Source organism: Stenotrophomonas sp. IS26, assembly GCF_054188265.1.
In genome coordinates this window covers 1-13,518 of the sequence record NZ_JBSZJV010000012.1, presented here as the reverse complement: position 1 = coordinate 13,518, position 13,518 = coordinate 1, and the positions used below count along the sequence as shown (strand labels likewise).

Here is a 13,518-nt window from a genome sequence, read left to right as displayed (position 1 = left end):
CAGCGCCCGGCACTACCGGGTTACACGCACTTTTCCTTGCGCCCCATCAGCTTGCCCACGCGCGAAGGCTCATCGCACTTGGGCGCGGCCGGCGGCGGGGCCAGCGCGGCGGCACGCGCCTTCTGCAGCTGCTGCACCTTGGCACGGATCTGCGGCATCGCCGCCATCGCGGCCTTCTCGCCTTCCAGGATCGCGTTGTTGCGCTGGCCGAAATCGGCGGCGCCGATGTCCAGCACCTTCGGCCGGATGATCACGTCCGCGCGCGCCAGTTCCTGCTCGCCCAGGCGCTGGCCCATGATCGAGATCGACTGGTTGACGATGCCGAGCATGCCGGTCGGCGCCTTGCCGCTGGCCTTGCTGGAGATGTCCACGGCGATCACGATGTCCGCGCCGAGCTGGCGCGCCGCATCCACCGGCACCGGGCTGACCACGCCGCCGTCGATGTAGTTGTACTTGCCGATCTTCACCGGTTCGAACACGCCGGGGATGCTGCTGGAGGCGCGCACCGCCTGGCCGACGTTGCCGCGCACGAACACGGTGCGCTCGCCGGTTTCCAGCTGGGTGGCAACCGCAGCGAAGGGCTTGCTCAGCTTCTCGGCCGGGCGGTTGTCGACCTGTGTGTTGACGTAATCCTGCAGCTTCTGGCCCTGGACCAGACCGCCGGAGAACAGCCGCACGTCGCGGATGCTGGCTTCATCCAGGGCGACCGCCTTGGACTGCATCTGGAACGCGTCCATGCCGCTGGCATACAGCGCGCCGACCACACTGCCGGCACTGGTGCCGGACACCACCACCGGCTCGAAGCCGTTGGCCTCCAGCATCTTGATCACCCCGATGTGCGCGAAGCCCTTGGCCGCGCCGCCGCCGAGCGCGATGCCGATCTTGACCGGCTTGGCCGGAGTCACCGGGATCGCCGCCGGCGGCGGGGTCGGGCGCACGGGATCACCGCCGCAGCCGGCCAGCAGGCCGAGCAGGGCAACGGACAGCGTCAGGCGGGTACGGCGCAGTGAAGTCATCGGCGTGGCAACTGAATGGGCATCGAGGGCCGCCAGCATACCGAAGCGGTGGCGAGCCCGGCAGGACGGCGGGGCAGGGCATTCAGGCCATGACCGGGGATGCCGGGCCGCGACCGCCGTCACAACGCGCGCTCCCGGAAGGGGGTAATGAATAGCGGTTGTTTGCGGCTCTGTTGCTGTACTGCAACAATTGTCTGGTAGCGCCGGTCCACCACCCCTCCCAACACAGCCTAAACGCCATGTTCCCGAACCGCACTGCCCACGGCCGTTTCCCGTCCGTGCACCCGCTCGTTGTCGCCCTCGCCGCCCTGCTGCCATTGACGGCCGCAGCCCAGGACGCTCCCGCCACCAAGGATCCGGTCGCCCTCGATACGCTGCAGGTCACGGCGCAACGCCGCGTCGAAAACGCCAAGGACGTGCCGGTCTCGATCTCGGCCATCCAGGGTGAAAAGCTCGACGTACTCGGTTCGGCTGGCGATGACATCCGCTTCCTGTCGGCGCGTGTGCCGAGCCTGAACATTGAATCGTCCTACGGTCGTGCCTTCCCGCGTTTCTACATCCGCGGCCTGGGCAACACCGATTTCGACCTCAATGCCTCGCAGCCGGTGTCGCTGGTGTATGACGATGTGGTGCAGGAAAGCCCGCTGCTGAAGGGCTTCCCGCTGTTCGACCTGGCCGGTGTGGAAGTGCTGCGCGGCCCGCAGGGCACGCTGTTCGGCCGCAATACCCCGGCCGGCGTGGTGAAGTTCGATTCGGCGCGTCCCTCGCAGGATGCCGACGGGTACATCAAGGTCGCCTACGGCAGCTACAACACCTGGAACACGCAGGGCGCCTACGGCGGCCCGCTGACCGACCGCTGGTCGGCGCGCGTGTCCGCGCTGTACCAGCGCCGCGACGACTGGGTCACCAACACCCGCCAGGGCGCCCCGGCGCAGGGCTTCGAGGGCTATGACGAAGCCGCCGCCCGCGTGCAGTTCCTGTACGAAGGCGACGACGTCGAAGCGCTGTTCAACCTGCACAAGCGCAAGCTCAACGGCACCGCGCGCCTGTTCCGCGCCAACATCCTCAAGCCGGGCACCAACCAGCTGGTCGAAAACTTCGACCGCGATGAAGTCTCCACCGATGGCCAGAACTTCTCCGACCTGGAAACCTGGGGCGGCAGCGCGCGGCTGAAGTGGGATCTGGGCCGCGTCACCCTGCACTCGATCACCGGGTACGAGACCGCTGAATCGCTGAACCGTGGCGACATCGACGGCGGCTACGGTGCCAGCTTCCTGGGCGCCGGCAACTACGGCCCGGGCAACATCCCGTTCGCGTCCGAATCGGCCGATGGCCTGCCGCACCACCGCCAGTGGACCCAGGAATTCCGCGTGGAATCCAACGAGTGGGGCCGCTTCGACTGGCAGGCCGGCGTGTTCTACTTCGATGAAGACGTCACCATCGACAACTTCAACTACGACTCGCTGACCCCCGGCAACCCGCAGACCGGCCACGTCGTGCAGAACCAGCGCAACAAGGCGTGGGCCGCGTTCGCCTCCGGCGATTTTGACGTGACCGAGCGCTTCAAGCTGCGCGGTGGCGTGCGTTACACGCAGGACAAGAAGGACTTCAGCGCCAGCGTGCTGCAGGCCGTGCCGTTCGGTACCCCGGTCAGTGGCCCGTACATCGCCAGGACCGACGTCAACGACGTCAGCTGGGACCTGAGCGGCGTCTATCAGATCACCGACAACCTCAACGCGTACGCCCGCGTGGCCAAGGGCTTCCGCGCCCCGTCGATCCAGGGCCGCCTGGCATTCTCGCCCGGCCTGTCGCAGGCCAACTCGGAGAAGGTCATCTCGTACGAGGCCGGCATCAAGGCCGACCTGTTCGACCGCCGCGCCCGCCTGGGCTTCAACGTGTTCCGCTACAACGTCGACGGCCAGCAGCTGATCGCCGTGGGTGGCACCAACAACACCGCGACCCTGCTCAACGCCGACAAGACCCTCGGCCAGGGCGCGGAGCTGGACTTCGAGGCCTACCTGACCGACCACGTCCTGCTGACCCTGGGCAGCAGCTACAACGACACCGAGATCAAGGACAAGGATCTGGCGGTGGCGATCTGTGGCGGCGGCTGCACCATCACTGACCCGACCACGGTCATCGATGGCGGTACCTACGCGCTGGTCAACGGCAACCCGCTGCCGCAGGCGCCGAAGTGGATCCACAACCTGACCTTGCGCGCCGGCTTCCCGGTCAACGATGCCAGCGAGTTCTACGTCTACACCGACTGGGCGTACCGCAGCCCGGTGAATTTCTTCCTGTACGAGTCGCCGGAGTTCCGCAGCCGCTCCTCGCTGGAAGGGGGCCTGCGCCTGGGCTACAACTGGGATTACGGCCAGTACGACGTGGCCGCGTACGGCCGCAACCTGACCGACCAGGTCCGTGTGGTCGGCGCGATCGACTTCAACAACCTGACCGGCTTCCTCAACGAGCCGCGCACGTTCGGTCTGGAGTTCACCGCTAAGTTCTGATGCACGTCATGCGGTAGGTGCCCAGCGTAGGTGGGCATCTTGAAAAACGAAAACGGCGCGGAGAGATCCGCGCCGTTTTCTGTTCTGAGCTGATGTTGTTGAACGCGGATGGGTAGTGCCGGCCGCTGGCCGGCTCTGCATCGTCCTGATCGAGATCGCGGAGAGCCGGCCAGCGGCCGGCACTACCCACAATGCCATCGACAGGTGGCGCCGCCTTACAACGCGCTCGCCGGGCGCACCTTCAGCACCGCTTCTTCAGCCGCACAATCCCGCGCGGAATGCTGCCCCGACTTGCGTGCCGCGGCGATCTCCCTGCGGGCGGTCAGCAGGTCGCTGTTGAACGCGGCATTGTCATGCAGGCGTGCCACGGCGGCGGCGCCCATGAAACGGCCTTCCAGGATGTCGCTCTGCCAATGCACGTTGCAGACCAGGCGGCTCTCGCCGTAGTTGCGGCCGCGTGCCTGGATCGCATCGGCGCGGTCCGGGGCGATCTCCGAGAGGATCAGGGCCCAGGCCCAACCGATCGAGGTGTGGCCGGACGGATATGAGCCGTTGCCGCGCAGGTCCTGCTCGTCTTCGGGCGAGCAGGTGGGCTCACCATTGACCATGAACGGCCGCGCGCGCTGGTAGTGCTTCTTCGCCGTGCGGGTAGCCGCGCTGGCATCGATCCGGCTGCGTTCCAGCAGGCGGTACAGGGCCGGCGTCTTCACCGCATCCACGTCGACATCGATCGCGCAGGAGAACTGGTTGGCGCCGGCCGGGAAGGCGAGTTCGGCGTCGCGGTGTGCCTGTTCGAAGCGCGGGCTGCCGCGCAGGGCACGGGCTTCACGGCTGACCTGTTCGTCCAGTGCGAAGCCGGCCGAACCGGCGGCCGGCGGTGCCGGTACCAGTGCCAGGCTGTCCGGCACGGCCGTGCTCTGCAGGTAGCCGACGGCCTTGGTGGTGACCGAGGCTTCCACCGGCGTGGTGCGCGGTGCGGCCGTTGACGCGCAGCCGGCCAGGGCGGCGAGCAGGGCGGTCACCAGCATCGGGCGGACGGCAGCGGAGCGCAGGGACGAGGACATCGGCAGGTCTCGAAAAGGGGGGGAGCCGCATGATCGCAGCTTCCTATGGCGACGACAGCGGCGGTTGGTGATCCGGCCAGATCCGGCATGGCCGTGCCCCGGATGACGGAAACCCGCGACTGGTTCACGGATTTCATGGGTCGCACGACATAGCGTCATCGAAGGCGCCATCGTTCGTCATATCTCCATGGATACATGCACCCATGGCAACGCGGCAGCGCCGGTCATCAGGGGGATTACCTGCAAGGAGACAGCGGATGCGAAGCAGCGCGGGAAGGTGGGGGGGCGGTCTCGCCCTGGGTCTGATGCTGGCGTGCGGCACGGTGCACGCGGCCGATGTAGTGGGGGTCGCGTTCGTGCATGGCACCGGCAAACAGACCGATGCGCGCGTGGACTACTGGCAGCCGGGCATCATCGATACGGTGCGCCTCGGACTGCCCAACAGCAGCAACTACACCGTCATCAACTGCGATTTCGAGCAGTACATGTGGACGCCCGAGGCGGCCGGCTGCCTGGCGGGACAGCTGACCAGCTTCATCAACACCCGTGGCATCACCAAACTGGTGGTGATCACCCATTCCAACGGTGGCAACGTGGTGCGCTGGATCCTGTCCAACCCCACCTATGACAGCCGGTATCCGAAGATCATCCAGACGATCAGCAAGGTCACCGCCCTTGCGCCGTCCTCGGCCGGTACGCCGCTGGCCGATGCGGTGCTCAATGGCAACATGTTCGAAACCTCGGTGGGCTGGCTGCTGGGCTACAAGAGCGATGCCGTGCGCCAGCAGCAGGTGGGCCACATGGCCACCTACAACGCGCAGAACCTGTATGGCACGGCCGGCCGGCCTGCATTGCCCAGGCCGTTCCGCGCAGTGGTCGGCTCGGATGTGGAATCGGCGGTGTGGGACAGCAACAGTTACTGCGGTGGCTATGCGCAGAACGTGGGCCTGGAGTTCACCCAGAACTGGTTGAGCAGCTGCTCGGATGGCTTCCTGGAGTGCAGCAGCCAGAAGGCGGCCGGCACCACCTGGTTCACCGACACGCAGCGCACCAAAGGCGCCGAGCCACTCAGCCACAACCAGAGCCGGCGCGAGTGCTTCGGCCTGGGCACGATCCTGCGCAACGACCTGACCCTGTGAGGAGCCCCCCGATGATGCGACAGACGACGATCGCGGTGGCCCTGTTCGCCGCGCTGGCAGCCGTGCCACTGCAGGCGGCACAGCCGCTGCTGGCCGCCCGCGCCAGTGACCAGGTGCCACGTGCGGTAGAGCGTGCGCCCTTGCCGGCCGGACCGGTGGAGCAGGCACCGCTGAGCTTTGCCTGGGCGCTGGATCCAGGCCAGGTACTGACCCCCGCACCGACCTTCATGGCCAGCAGCCGCAGCTACTGGGAGATGGTGGATGCACCGGCGCTGCAACGGGGCCTGGCGTTGCCGCTGACCGCGCCCGATGCGGTGATCCAGGTCAGCCCCGTGCAGGGCGCCCGTGCGCTGGATACCACCCAATGGCAGGTGCGTGATCCTTCCGGTGCGCTGGCGGTGGACAAGGTGGTCGATGACCAGCAACTGCGTGCGGCGGGGATGTCGGTCGGCCCGGGCACGGCCATGGTCCGCACGGGCGCCACCTCCGCGGCAGGCAGCTACCGGCTGCAGAGCACGCAGGCCCAAGGCCGCTACGTGGTGCAGGTACTCGAACCCAACAGCCCGATCGCGCTGCAGCTGCAGGCGAGCAGCGACCGCGTGCTGGCCGGTGGCACGCTGGCGCTGAGCGCGCGGCTGGTCAACGACGGTGGCTTGGCAGCGGCGCAGGCCGCCCGTGCGCGGCCGCGGCCGCTGCCGGCCGTAGGCGAGGCCCTGCTGGTGGCGCCCGATGGCCGCAGCTGGCCGGTTCCGCTGGTCGCCGCCAGACACGGTCTGCGTGCACAGGTGACGGTGCCGCAGGACATCGGCACGGCGCAGGGGTTGTGGGAACTGCAGGCGTTTGTCAGTGCCGACGGCGTGCAGCGCGATGCCAAGGTGGCGTTCGCGGTGGCGCAGGCGACGGCGCGCTTCCAGGGCCAGGTCGAGGCGGATGCCAGCCGCCGCGAGGTGCGCCTGCCGCTGCAGATCGGTGCGCCGGGCCGCTATGAGGCGCGTGGCACCCTGTATGCCACCGGCCCGGACGGGACGCTGCGGCCAGTGGCGCAGGCACATAGTGCGGCGTGGTTCGCGACGGTAGGGGCGGGTGAGCTGCGGCTGCCGTTCGCCAGCGTGGCGTTGCCGAGCGGCTATGCCGCCCCGTTCGAGGTGCGTGACCTGCAGCTGCAGGACCAGAGCCGGATGGCACCGATCGAATCACGTGCGGTGGCGGTGAGGTTCTGAGTTCAACCCGCGAACGCGCTCAACCGGCCGGCCTGATCCACCACGCGGATCGGGCCGCCGAACAGCTCGGATAACGGTGCATCGCGCAGCAGCGCCGCGCGTGGGCCGTCAGCGAGGATCTTGCCGCCGCGCAGCATCACCACCCGTTCGATCTCGGGAATGATCTCCTCGATGTGGTGGGTCACCAGCACCAGGGTGATGCCTTGGCGGGCGAGCTCGCGCATGGTGGCGATCAGCTGCTCGCGGGCGATCAGGTCCAGCCCGGTGGAGGGTTCATCCAGCAGCAGGGCCTGCGGCCGGTTCACCAGCGCCCGGGCGATCAGCACGCGCCGGGTTTCGCCGGCCGAGAGTTCGGCATAGCCGCGCTGCAGCAGCGGCAGGGCACCGGTCATGGCCAGGGTTTCACGCGCGCGTTCGCGCATCTCCGGGCTCACCTCGCGGAAGGCCGGCACCACGAAGCTGGCGAAGAAGCCGGTCAGCACCGCCTCTTCCACGGTCAGCCCGGGCATGTCGGAGAGATTGCTGCTCAGGTCCCCGGTGACGATGCCCAGCTGCGAGCGCAGCCGGTCCACCTGCCAGCGGTTCTGGCCGAGCACGCGCACCGCCACCGTGCCATCACCGTGCGCCAGCGGATACAGCTCGCGGGTGATCAGCTTGATGAAGGACGACTTGCCGCAGCCATTGGGGCCAAGCAGGGCGGTGTGCTGGCCCTGTTCGATGCGCAGGCTGAGATCGTGCAGGACCCGGACCTGGCCGCGGATGACGCAGGCGCGGTCGAGCTCGATCAGGGGGACGGGGGAGGCCGGCACCGCCGGCGAGGCTGCGACTGTCATGAATGCGGGGGCATGCTCACGAAGGTAAGGGAAGAACTGAATGACTGCGCAAAAATGGCATCGAAGGGATGAAGTTTGCAACGTCAGGCCCCATCATGTCCGAAGGTATCCCTGTTTCCTTGACGGCCGAGTGCGGCCCGGAGTCCTGCGATGTTCGATACGCTCCTCAACTTCCTGACCGGCGGTGTCGTCGGCCTCGGCTGGTGGGGCATGGGCCTGGTGCTGCTGGTGTTCACCCAGCTGACCATCTTCGCCGTGACCCTGTATCTGCACCGCAGCCAGGCGCACCGGGGGGTGGATTTCCACCCGGTGATCGCGCACTTCTTCCGGTTCTGGACCTGGCTCACCACCTCCATGATCACCAAGGAGTGGGTGGCGATCCATCGCAAGCACCACGCCAAGGTGGAAACCGATGAAGACCCGCACAGCCCGGTGACCAAGGGCATCGGCATGGTCTTCTGGCGGGGCGTGGAGCTGTACCGCGAGGCCCGCGCGATGCGTGCGGATATCGAGCAGTACGGCCGCGGCGCCCCGGATGACTGGATCGAGCGCCACCTGTACACCCCGCACGCCAACCTCGGCCCGGTCGCACTGCTGGTCATCAACAGCATGCTGTTCGGCCTGCCCGGCGTGGCCCTGTGGGCGATCCAGATGGCCTGGATCCCGTTCTGGGCGGCCGGCGTCATCAATGGCCTGGGCCACTGGTGGGGCTACCGCAACTTCGAATCTGCCGACACCTCCACCAACCTGACGCCGTGGGCGTTCTGGGTGGGCGGTGAAGAGCTGCACAACAATCACCATGCCTTTCCGAGCTCGGCGCGCTTCTCGATGCGCCGCTGGGAGTTCGATATCGGCTGGGCCGTGATCCGCGGCCTGCAGGCCCTGCGCCTGGCCAAGGTGCTGCGCGTGGCGCCAAGCATGGACGTGCGCCCGAACATCGCCGTGCCGGATGCGGAAACGCTCAAGGCCCTGTTGTCGCACCGCTTCCAGGCGATGACCGATTACCAGCGCAATGTGTTCGTCCCGGCCCTGCGCGAAGAAGCTGCGATGGCGGGCGCCAAGCTGCGCAAGCTGCTGCCGCGCCGCATGCGCCGTGGCCTGGTCAACGACGGCCGCTGGCTCAAGCCGGATTGCCGCGCCCAGCTCAGTACCTGGGTCGAGCAGCGCCCGCGCATCCGCGTGCTGGTGGAACACCGCGCCCGTCTGGCCGCCCTGCTGGAAGCGCGCGGCAACGACGCCGCCGAGCGCTTGAAGCTGCTGCAGGCCTGGTGCCACGAAGCCGAAGCCAGTGGCATCGCCGCGCTGCAGAACTACGCCGCGCGCCTGAAGGGCTACGCACTGACGGCGCACTGATCGATGCGCTTCCCGACCGGGAAGGTCTCCGCGAAACGCCGCTTAGCGCGGCGTTTTGCGTGTCTGGGCCTGGCCGTTGGGTTGCTGGGTGCGACGGCACAGGCCCAGGTCACTGATACCGGCAGCTACCTGCAGCGCATGGACACCGACGGCGACGGCCGGGTCAGCGTGGAGGAGTACGTGCAGTGGCTGCTGTACGCCTTCGATCGCATGGACCGCAACGGCGATGGCGTACTCAGCGCCGATGAGCTGCCCGGTGGCAAGGGCCCGCCGATCACGCGCGAGCAGCAGCGGCAGACGCTGATCCAGCGGTTCTACAAGCAGGATGCCAATGGCGACGGGTATTTGAGTGCGCGCGAGTTGGCTGCGCCGCCGCGCTGAGCGTCGCGCTCGGATCGCCGCGAGGCAGCGCCCCGCGCTACACCGTGGTTCATCGGCGGACCCCTTAGAATTCCCCCATGCCCGAGCTCCCTGAAGTAGAAACCACCCGCCGCGGCCTGGCCCCGCACCTGGAAGGCCGCAACGTCCACGGCGTGATCCTGCGCCGGCCCGACCTGCGCTGGCCGATCCCGCCGGAGATCAGCACGCTGCTCCCCGGGCAGGCCATCCAAGGCGTGCGCCGGCGTGCCAAGTACCTGTTGCTCGATACCGCCGTGGGCAGCGCACTGCTGCACCTGGGCATGTCCGGCAGCCTGCGCGTGCTGCCCGGCGACACCCCGGTGCGCGCGCACGACCACGTCGACATCAGCCTGGACAACGGGCGCCTGCTGCGCTTCAACGACCCGCGCCGCTTCGGCAGCCTGCTCTGGCAGCCGGCCGGAGAAACCCATTCGCTGCTGGCCGGACTCGGCCCGGAGCCGTTGGATGAGGCCTTCGATGGCGACTATCTGTTCGCCCGCAGCCGTGGCCGCAGTGCCTCGGTGAAGACCTTCCTCATGGACCAAGGCATCGTGGTCGGGGTGGGCAACATCTACGCCGCCGAAAGCCTGTTCATGGCCGGGATCAACCCGCTGCGCGAGGCCGGCAAGATCTCCCGTGCGCGCTACCAGCGCCTGGCCGATGCGGTGAAACAGATCCTGACCTATGCCATCACCCGCGGCGGCACCACCCTGCGCGATTTCATCAATCCGGACGGGGCGCCGGGCTATTTCGAGCAGGAGCTGCTGGTCTACGGGCGTGAAGGCGAGCCCTGCCGCCAGTGTGGCCGGCTGCTCCGCCACGCCACCATCGGCCAGCGCGCCAGCGTCTGGTGCGGGCACTGCCAGCGCTGAATCGTCGCGCGCCTGTCGCCTGCCCGGCGGTATAGTCCGCCCAACGTCACCGGCGGGGGTGTGCGATGGACGAAGGACCGGATATCACCGTGTGGCTGGATTCAGCCCGGGCGGGCGACCGCGCCGCGCTCGACCGGGTCCTGACCCTGCTCTATCACGAGCTGCACAGCATGGCCCGCCGGCAGCTTGCCGGGCAGCAGGGGCGCACCCTGGATGCCACCTCGCTGGTGCACGAGTCCTACCTGAAGCTGCTCGGCTCCCGCGGCGCGGCCCGCTTCGAAGACCGCGCGCATTTCTTCGCCTACGCCGCCTCGGCAATGCGCAGCGTGGTGGTCGATTACGCACGCAACCGGCTGGCGCGCAAACGCGGCGGTGATCTCAAGCGGGTGGAGCTGCCCGAAAACAGCAGCAGCGGCGTGCGTCTGGATGAAGACCTGCTGGCGCTGGATGTGGCGTTGGCCCAGCTGCATGCGGTGGATGCACACCTGGCCAAGGTGGTGGAACTGCGTTACTTCGCTGGCCTGTCCGAGCAGGAGATTGCCGATCTATGCCAACGCTCGGAGCGCAGCATCCGCCGCGACTGGCAGAAGGCGCGTATGTTCCTGCTGGCCTCGGTCGGGGAGCCCTGAAAGGCCACGCATCGTCCGGGGAGAGGACCGATGGAGGCGTCACGCTGGCGGCAGCTGTCCTGCCTGCTGGATCAATTGCTGGAACTGCCCGAACCGGCGCGAGAGCAGCGGCTGCTGCGCCTGCGTGAGGACGATCCGAGCCTGGCCGACGATGTGGAGCGCCTGCTCGCACATGAGCGCGACAGCCACGAGTTCCTCGCCCAGCCGTTGTGGACCGCTGCGCCGGAAGACAGCCGGGTGGGCACACGGGTCGGCCCGTACCGGTTGCTCCGGCCTCTCGGCGAGGGCGGCATGGGCGAGGTCTGGCTGGCCGAGCGCGCCGATGGCCTGTACGAGCGCCAGGTCGCGCTGAAGCTGCTGCGCAGCGGCTACGCCGATCCCGGCCTGCGCCAGCGCTTCAGCCGCGAGCGCGAGATCCTGGCCCGGCTGCAGCACCCGAACCTGGCCCATCTGCTGGATGCCGGCGTGGATCTGCAGGGGCAGCCTTACCTTGCGCTGGCCTATGTGGAAGGCGAGCCGATCACCGAGCACTGCCAGCGCCTGGCGCTGCCGCTGGAGCGGCGTCTGCAGCTGATGCTGCAGGTCTGTGCGGTGGTCAGCCATGCGCATGCCAACCTGATCGTGCACCGCGACCTCAAGCCCTCCAACATCCTGGTCACCGCCGAGGGCGAGGTGAAGCTGCTGGACTTCGGCATCGCCAAACTGCTCGACGATGACGAGGGCAAACCGCCCGTGCATCCCCCCACCGAAGCGCGGGCGTTCACCCTGCACTACGCCGCGCCGGAACAGGTGCGCGGCGAGCCGGTCTCCACGCTGACCGATGTGTACTCGCTGGGGGTGGTGCTGTTCGAGGTGATCACCGGGCAAAAGCCCTATCGGCTGCGCCGGCACAGTGATGCCGAGTGGGAACGCTCGATCCTGGAGGTGCAGGCACCGCGCGCCTCGGCCGTCATGGCGCGCGTGGCCGCCGCCGGCGGCGAGCCGGCCGGGGCGGCCAGGCGCCTGTCGCGGCGCCTGCGTGGCGATCTGGATACGATCCTGCTCAAGGCCCTGCAGAAGGAGCCTGCGCAGCGTTACGCCTCGGTGGAAGCGCTGGCGCAGGACCTGCGTCGCTTCCTCGAGGGCCGCCCGATCCACGCCCGCCCCCAGCACGTGGGCTACCGGCTGCGCAAATACCTGGGCCGGCATCGCTGGGGCGTCGCGCTGGGCACCATGGCGGTGCTGGCGCTGCTCGCATTGGCACTGACCGCGCTGTGGCAGATGCAGCAGGCGCGGCGCGAGATCGCGCGTGCGCAGGCCATGCAGGATTTCACCGTGGGCCTGTTCGACCGCGCCGCCAGCGTGCGCCATGGCAGCTTCGATCTGCGCCAGCTGCTGGCCACCGGTCAGCAACGCGGTGAGGCGGAACTGCGCGATCAACCGCTGTCGTTGGCCGAGCTGGAAGGCGTGATCGGCCGGTTGCGGATCGGTATGGGCGACTACCAGCTGGCGCTGCAGACGCTGGACCGCCAGCGCGCGCTGCTGGAGGAGGCCGGCGAGGTGCCGCCTACCCTGCAGCTGGAAGCGGTGACCCAGCGCGGCCGTGCGCTGCGCATGCTGGGCCGCTCGCGCGAGTGCGTGACGCACCTCACCCCGATGCAGGCGCTGGCCGCCGAGTATCGCCTGCGGCTGCCGGCGGCCGTGGCCGAGTACCACACCCAGCTCGGGCGCTGCCAACAACTCCTGGGGTACCGCGACAACGCCCGCGCCGCCTTCGAACAGGCCCTGGTGCTGCGGCGCGATGTACTGCGCGATACCCCCGGCACGTCGGAGAGCCTGGCTGACCTGGCCGCACTGGACAGCGACGATGGCCGCGGCCCGGCGGCACTGGCCGGCTACCAGCAAGCGCTGCAGCTGCTGCAGGCCGGTGACACCGTGCGGTATCCCCAGTTGATCGCGCTGCGCCGGCACATGGGCGAGACACTGGCTGCGCAGGGCGATCTGGACGCAGCCGAGCGGGCCCTGAAGATCGCCAGCGCCGATGCGGTGGGCATGTATGGGCCGGATCACCCGGAAACCCTGTCGATCCGCCGGCTGCGTGCCCTGCTGGCGATGCAGCGCGGTGATCTGCAGCAGGCCGACACCCAGCTGCAGCAGGTCCATCACCTGACCCGGCAGGCCTTGGGCGAGCAACACCGCGACACCGGGCTGACCTGGCACGCGCTGGGCAGGTTGGCACTGGAGCGCGGTGACAGCACCCTGGCGATCGATGACTTCGCCCGGGCGGTGGCGATCTGGCGGCAACCCGACTGCGTGGGGCTGCTGCCGCAGGGCCTGTATGACCTGGGCGAAGCCTTGGCCCAGGCGGGGCGCTGGCAGGCGGCGCTGGCTGCCCTGCACGAGGGACGGCAGTGGCAGGCCGCGCAACGGGGCGACGACGATGCGTCGGTGCAACAGGCGGATCGGCGCATGGCCGAACTGGTCAGCGCATTCGGCGACCCGCA

Annotated in this window: 11 protein-coding genes; 8 read left to right on the top strand and 3 right to left on the bottom strand. The window is 68.5% G+C overall.

Features of this window, described 5'->3' with window-relative positions; genetic code table 11:
* Positions 1-20: 20 nt before the first annotated feature.
* The gene (locus tag ACW6W5_RS11845) at positions 21-1,016 is read right to left on the bottom strand and encodes a patatin-like phospholipase family protein (protein ID WP_121044033.1); all 996 of its coding nucleotides are present in this window, start codon (positions 1,014-1,016) and stop codon (positions 21-23) included.
* 239 nt (positions 1,017-1,255) lie between these two features.
* Here ACW6W5_RS11845 and ACW6W5_RS11840 point away from each other — a divergent pair, with 239 nt between their 5' ends.
* A complete protein-coding gene (locus ACW6W5_RS11840) occupies positions 1,256-3,526 on the top strand; it encodes a TonB-dependent receptor (protein ID WP_121043841.1) in 2,271 nt (756 codons plus the stop codon).
* Positions 3,527-3,741: 215 nt separating this feature from the next.
* On the opposite strand, the gene ACW6W5_RS11835 is transcribed toward ACW6W5_RS11840, so the two are convergent.
* Complete coding sequence (locus tag ACW6W5_RS11835) at positions 3,742-4,590, bottom strand: acid phosphatase (RefSeq protein ID WP_152152752.1); 849 nt, start codon at positions 4,588-4,590, stop codon at positions 3,742-3,744.
* Between the two features lie 257 nt (positions 4,591-4,847).
* On the opposite strand from ACW6W5_RS11835, the gene ACW6W5_RS11830 reads away from it, so the two are divergent.
* Both ACW6W5_RS11830 and ACW6W5_RS11825 read left to right on the top strand, forming a co-directional pair.
* Positions 4,848-5,729 carry a lipase family protein gene (locus tag ACW6W5_RS11830; RefSeq protein WP_152152750.1) on the top strand — a complete coding sequence of 294 codons (882 nt, stop codon included), beginning with the start codon at positions 4,848-4,850 and terminating at the stop codon, positions 5,727-5,729.
* Positions 5,730-5,740: 11 nt separating this feature from the next.
* Positions 5,741-6,949 (top strand): DUF4785 domain-containing protein, encoded by a 1,209-nt coding sequence (locus tag ACW6W5_RS11825; protein ID WP_152152748.1) that lies wholly within the window; start codon positions 5,741-5,743, stop codon positions 6,947-6,949.
* 2 nt (positions 6,950-6,951) lie between these two features.
* On the opposite strand, the gene ACW6W5_RS11820 is transcribed toward ACW6W5_RS11825, so the two are convergent.
* Positions 6,952-7,782, bottom strand: coding sequence for an ABC transporter ATP-binding protein (locus ACW6W5_RS11820; protein WP_121043854.1), 831 nt, complete (start codon positions 7,780-7,782; stop codon positions 6,952-6,954).
* A 150-nt stretch (positions 7,783-7,932) separates the two neighbouring features.
* Between ACW6W5_RS11820 and ACW6W5_RS11815 the strand changes: the two genes are divergently transcribed.
* The 5 genes from ACW6W5_RS11815 to ACW6W5_RS11795 all read left to right on the top strand — a co-directional run.
* Positions 7,933-9,135: a DesA family fatty acid desaturase gene (locus tag ACW6W5_RS11815; protein WP_152152746.1), complete on the top strand. Its 1,203-nt coding sequence runs from the start codon at positions 7,933-7,935 to the stop codon at positions 9,133-9,135.
* Positions 9,136-9,138: 3 nt separating this feature from the next.
* Positions 9,139-9,516: an EF-hand domain-containing protein gene (locus ACW6W5_RS11810; protein ID WP_152152744.1), complete on the top strand. Its 378-nt coding sequence runs from the start codon at positions 9,139-9,141 to the stop codon at positions 9,514-9,516.
* 77 nt (positions 9,517-9,593) lie between these two features.
* Positions 9,594-10,406, top strand: coding sequence for a bifunctional DNA-formamidopyrimidine glycosylase/DNA-(apurinic or apyrimidinic site) lyase (gene mutM / locus ACW6W5_RS11805; RefSeq protein ID WP_121043860.1), 813 nt, complete (start codon positions 9,594-9,596; stop codon positions 10,404-10,406).
* A 65-nt stretch (positions 10,407-10,471) separates the two neighbouring features.
* A complete protein-coding gene (locus ACW6W5_RS11800; RefSeq protein WP_088435324.1) occupies positions 10,472-11,035 on the top strand; it encodes an ECF-type sigma factor in 564 nt (187 codons plus the stop codon).
* A 30-nt stretch (positions 11,036-11,065) separates the two neighbouring features.
* Positions 11,066-13,518: protein kinase domain-containing protein (locus ACW6W5_RS11795; protein ID WP_458233647.1), on the top strand; the 2,453-nt coding region annotated here is incomplete at its 3' end.

Coding starts and splice junctions, on each gene's coding strand:
- ACW6W5_RS11810 (WP_152152744.1), top strand. CDS start 9,139: ATGCGCTTCCCGACCGGGAAGGTCTCCGCGAAACGCCGCTTAGCGCGG.
- mutM (WP_121043860.1), top strand. CDS start 9,594: ATGCCCGAGCTCCCTGAAGTAGAAACCACCCGCCGCGGCCTGGCCCCG.
- ACW6W5_RS11840 (WP_121043841.1), top strand. CDS start 1,256: ATGTTCCCGAACCGCACTGCCCACGGCCGTTTCCCGTCCGTGCACCCG.
- ACW6W5_RS11835 (WP_152152752.1), bottom strand. CDS start 4,590: ATGTCCTCGTCCCTGCGCTCCGCTGCCGTCCGCCCGATGCTGGTGACC.
- ACW6W5_RS11830 (WP_152152750.1), top strand. CDS start 4,848: ATGCGAAGCAGCGCGGGAAGGTGGGGGGGCGGTCTCGCCCTGGGTCTG.
- ACW6W5_RS11815 (WP_152152746.1), top strand. CDS start 7,933: ATGTTCGATACGCTCCTCAACTTCCTGACCGGCGGTGTCGTCGGCCTC.
- ACW6W5_RS11800 (WP_088435324.1), top strand. CDS start 10,472: ATGGACGAAGGACCGGATATCACCGTGTGGCTGGATTCAGCCCGGGCG.
- ACW6W5_RS11820 (WP_121043854.1), bottom strand. CDS start 7,782: ATGACAGTCGCAGCCTCGCCGGCGGTGCCGGCCTCCCCCGTCCCCCTG.
- ACW6W5_RS11845 (WP_121044033.1), bottom strand. CDS start 1,016: ATGACTTCACTGCGCCGTACCCGCCTGACGCTGTCCGTTGCCCTGCTC.
- ACW6W5_RS11825 (WP_152152748.1), top strand. CDS start 5,741: ATGATGCGACAGACGACGATCGCGGTGGCCCTGTTCGCCGCGCTGGCA.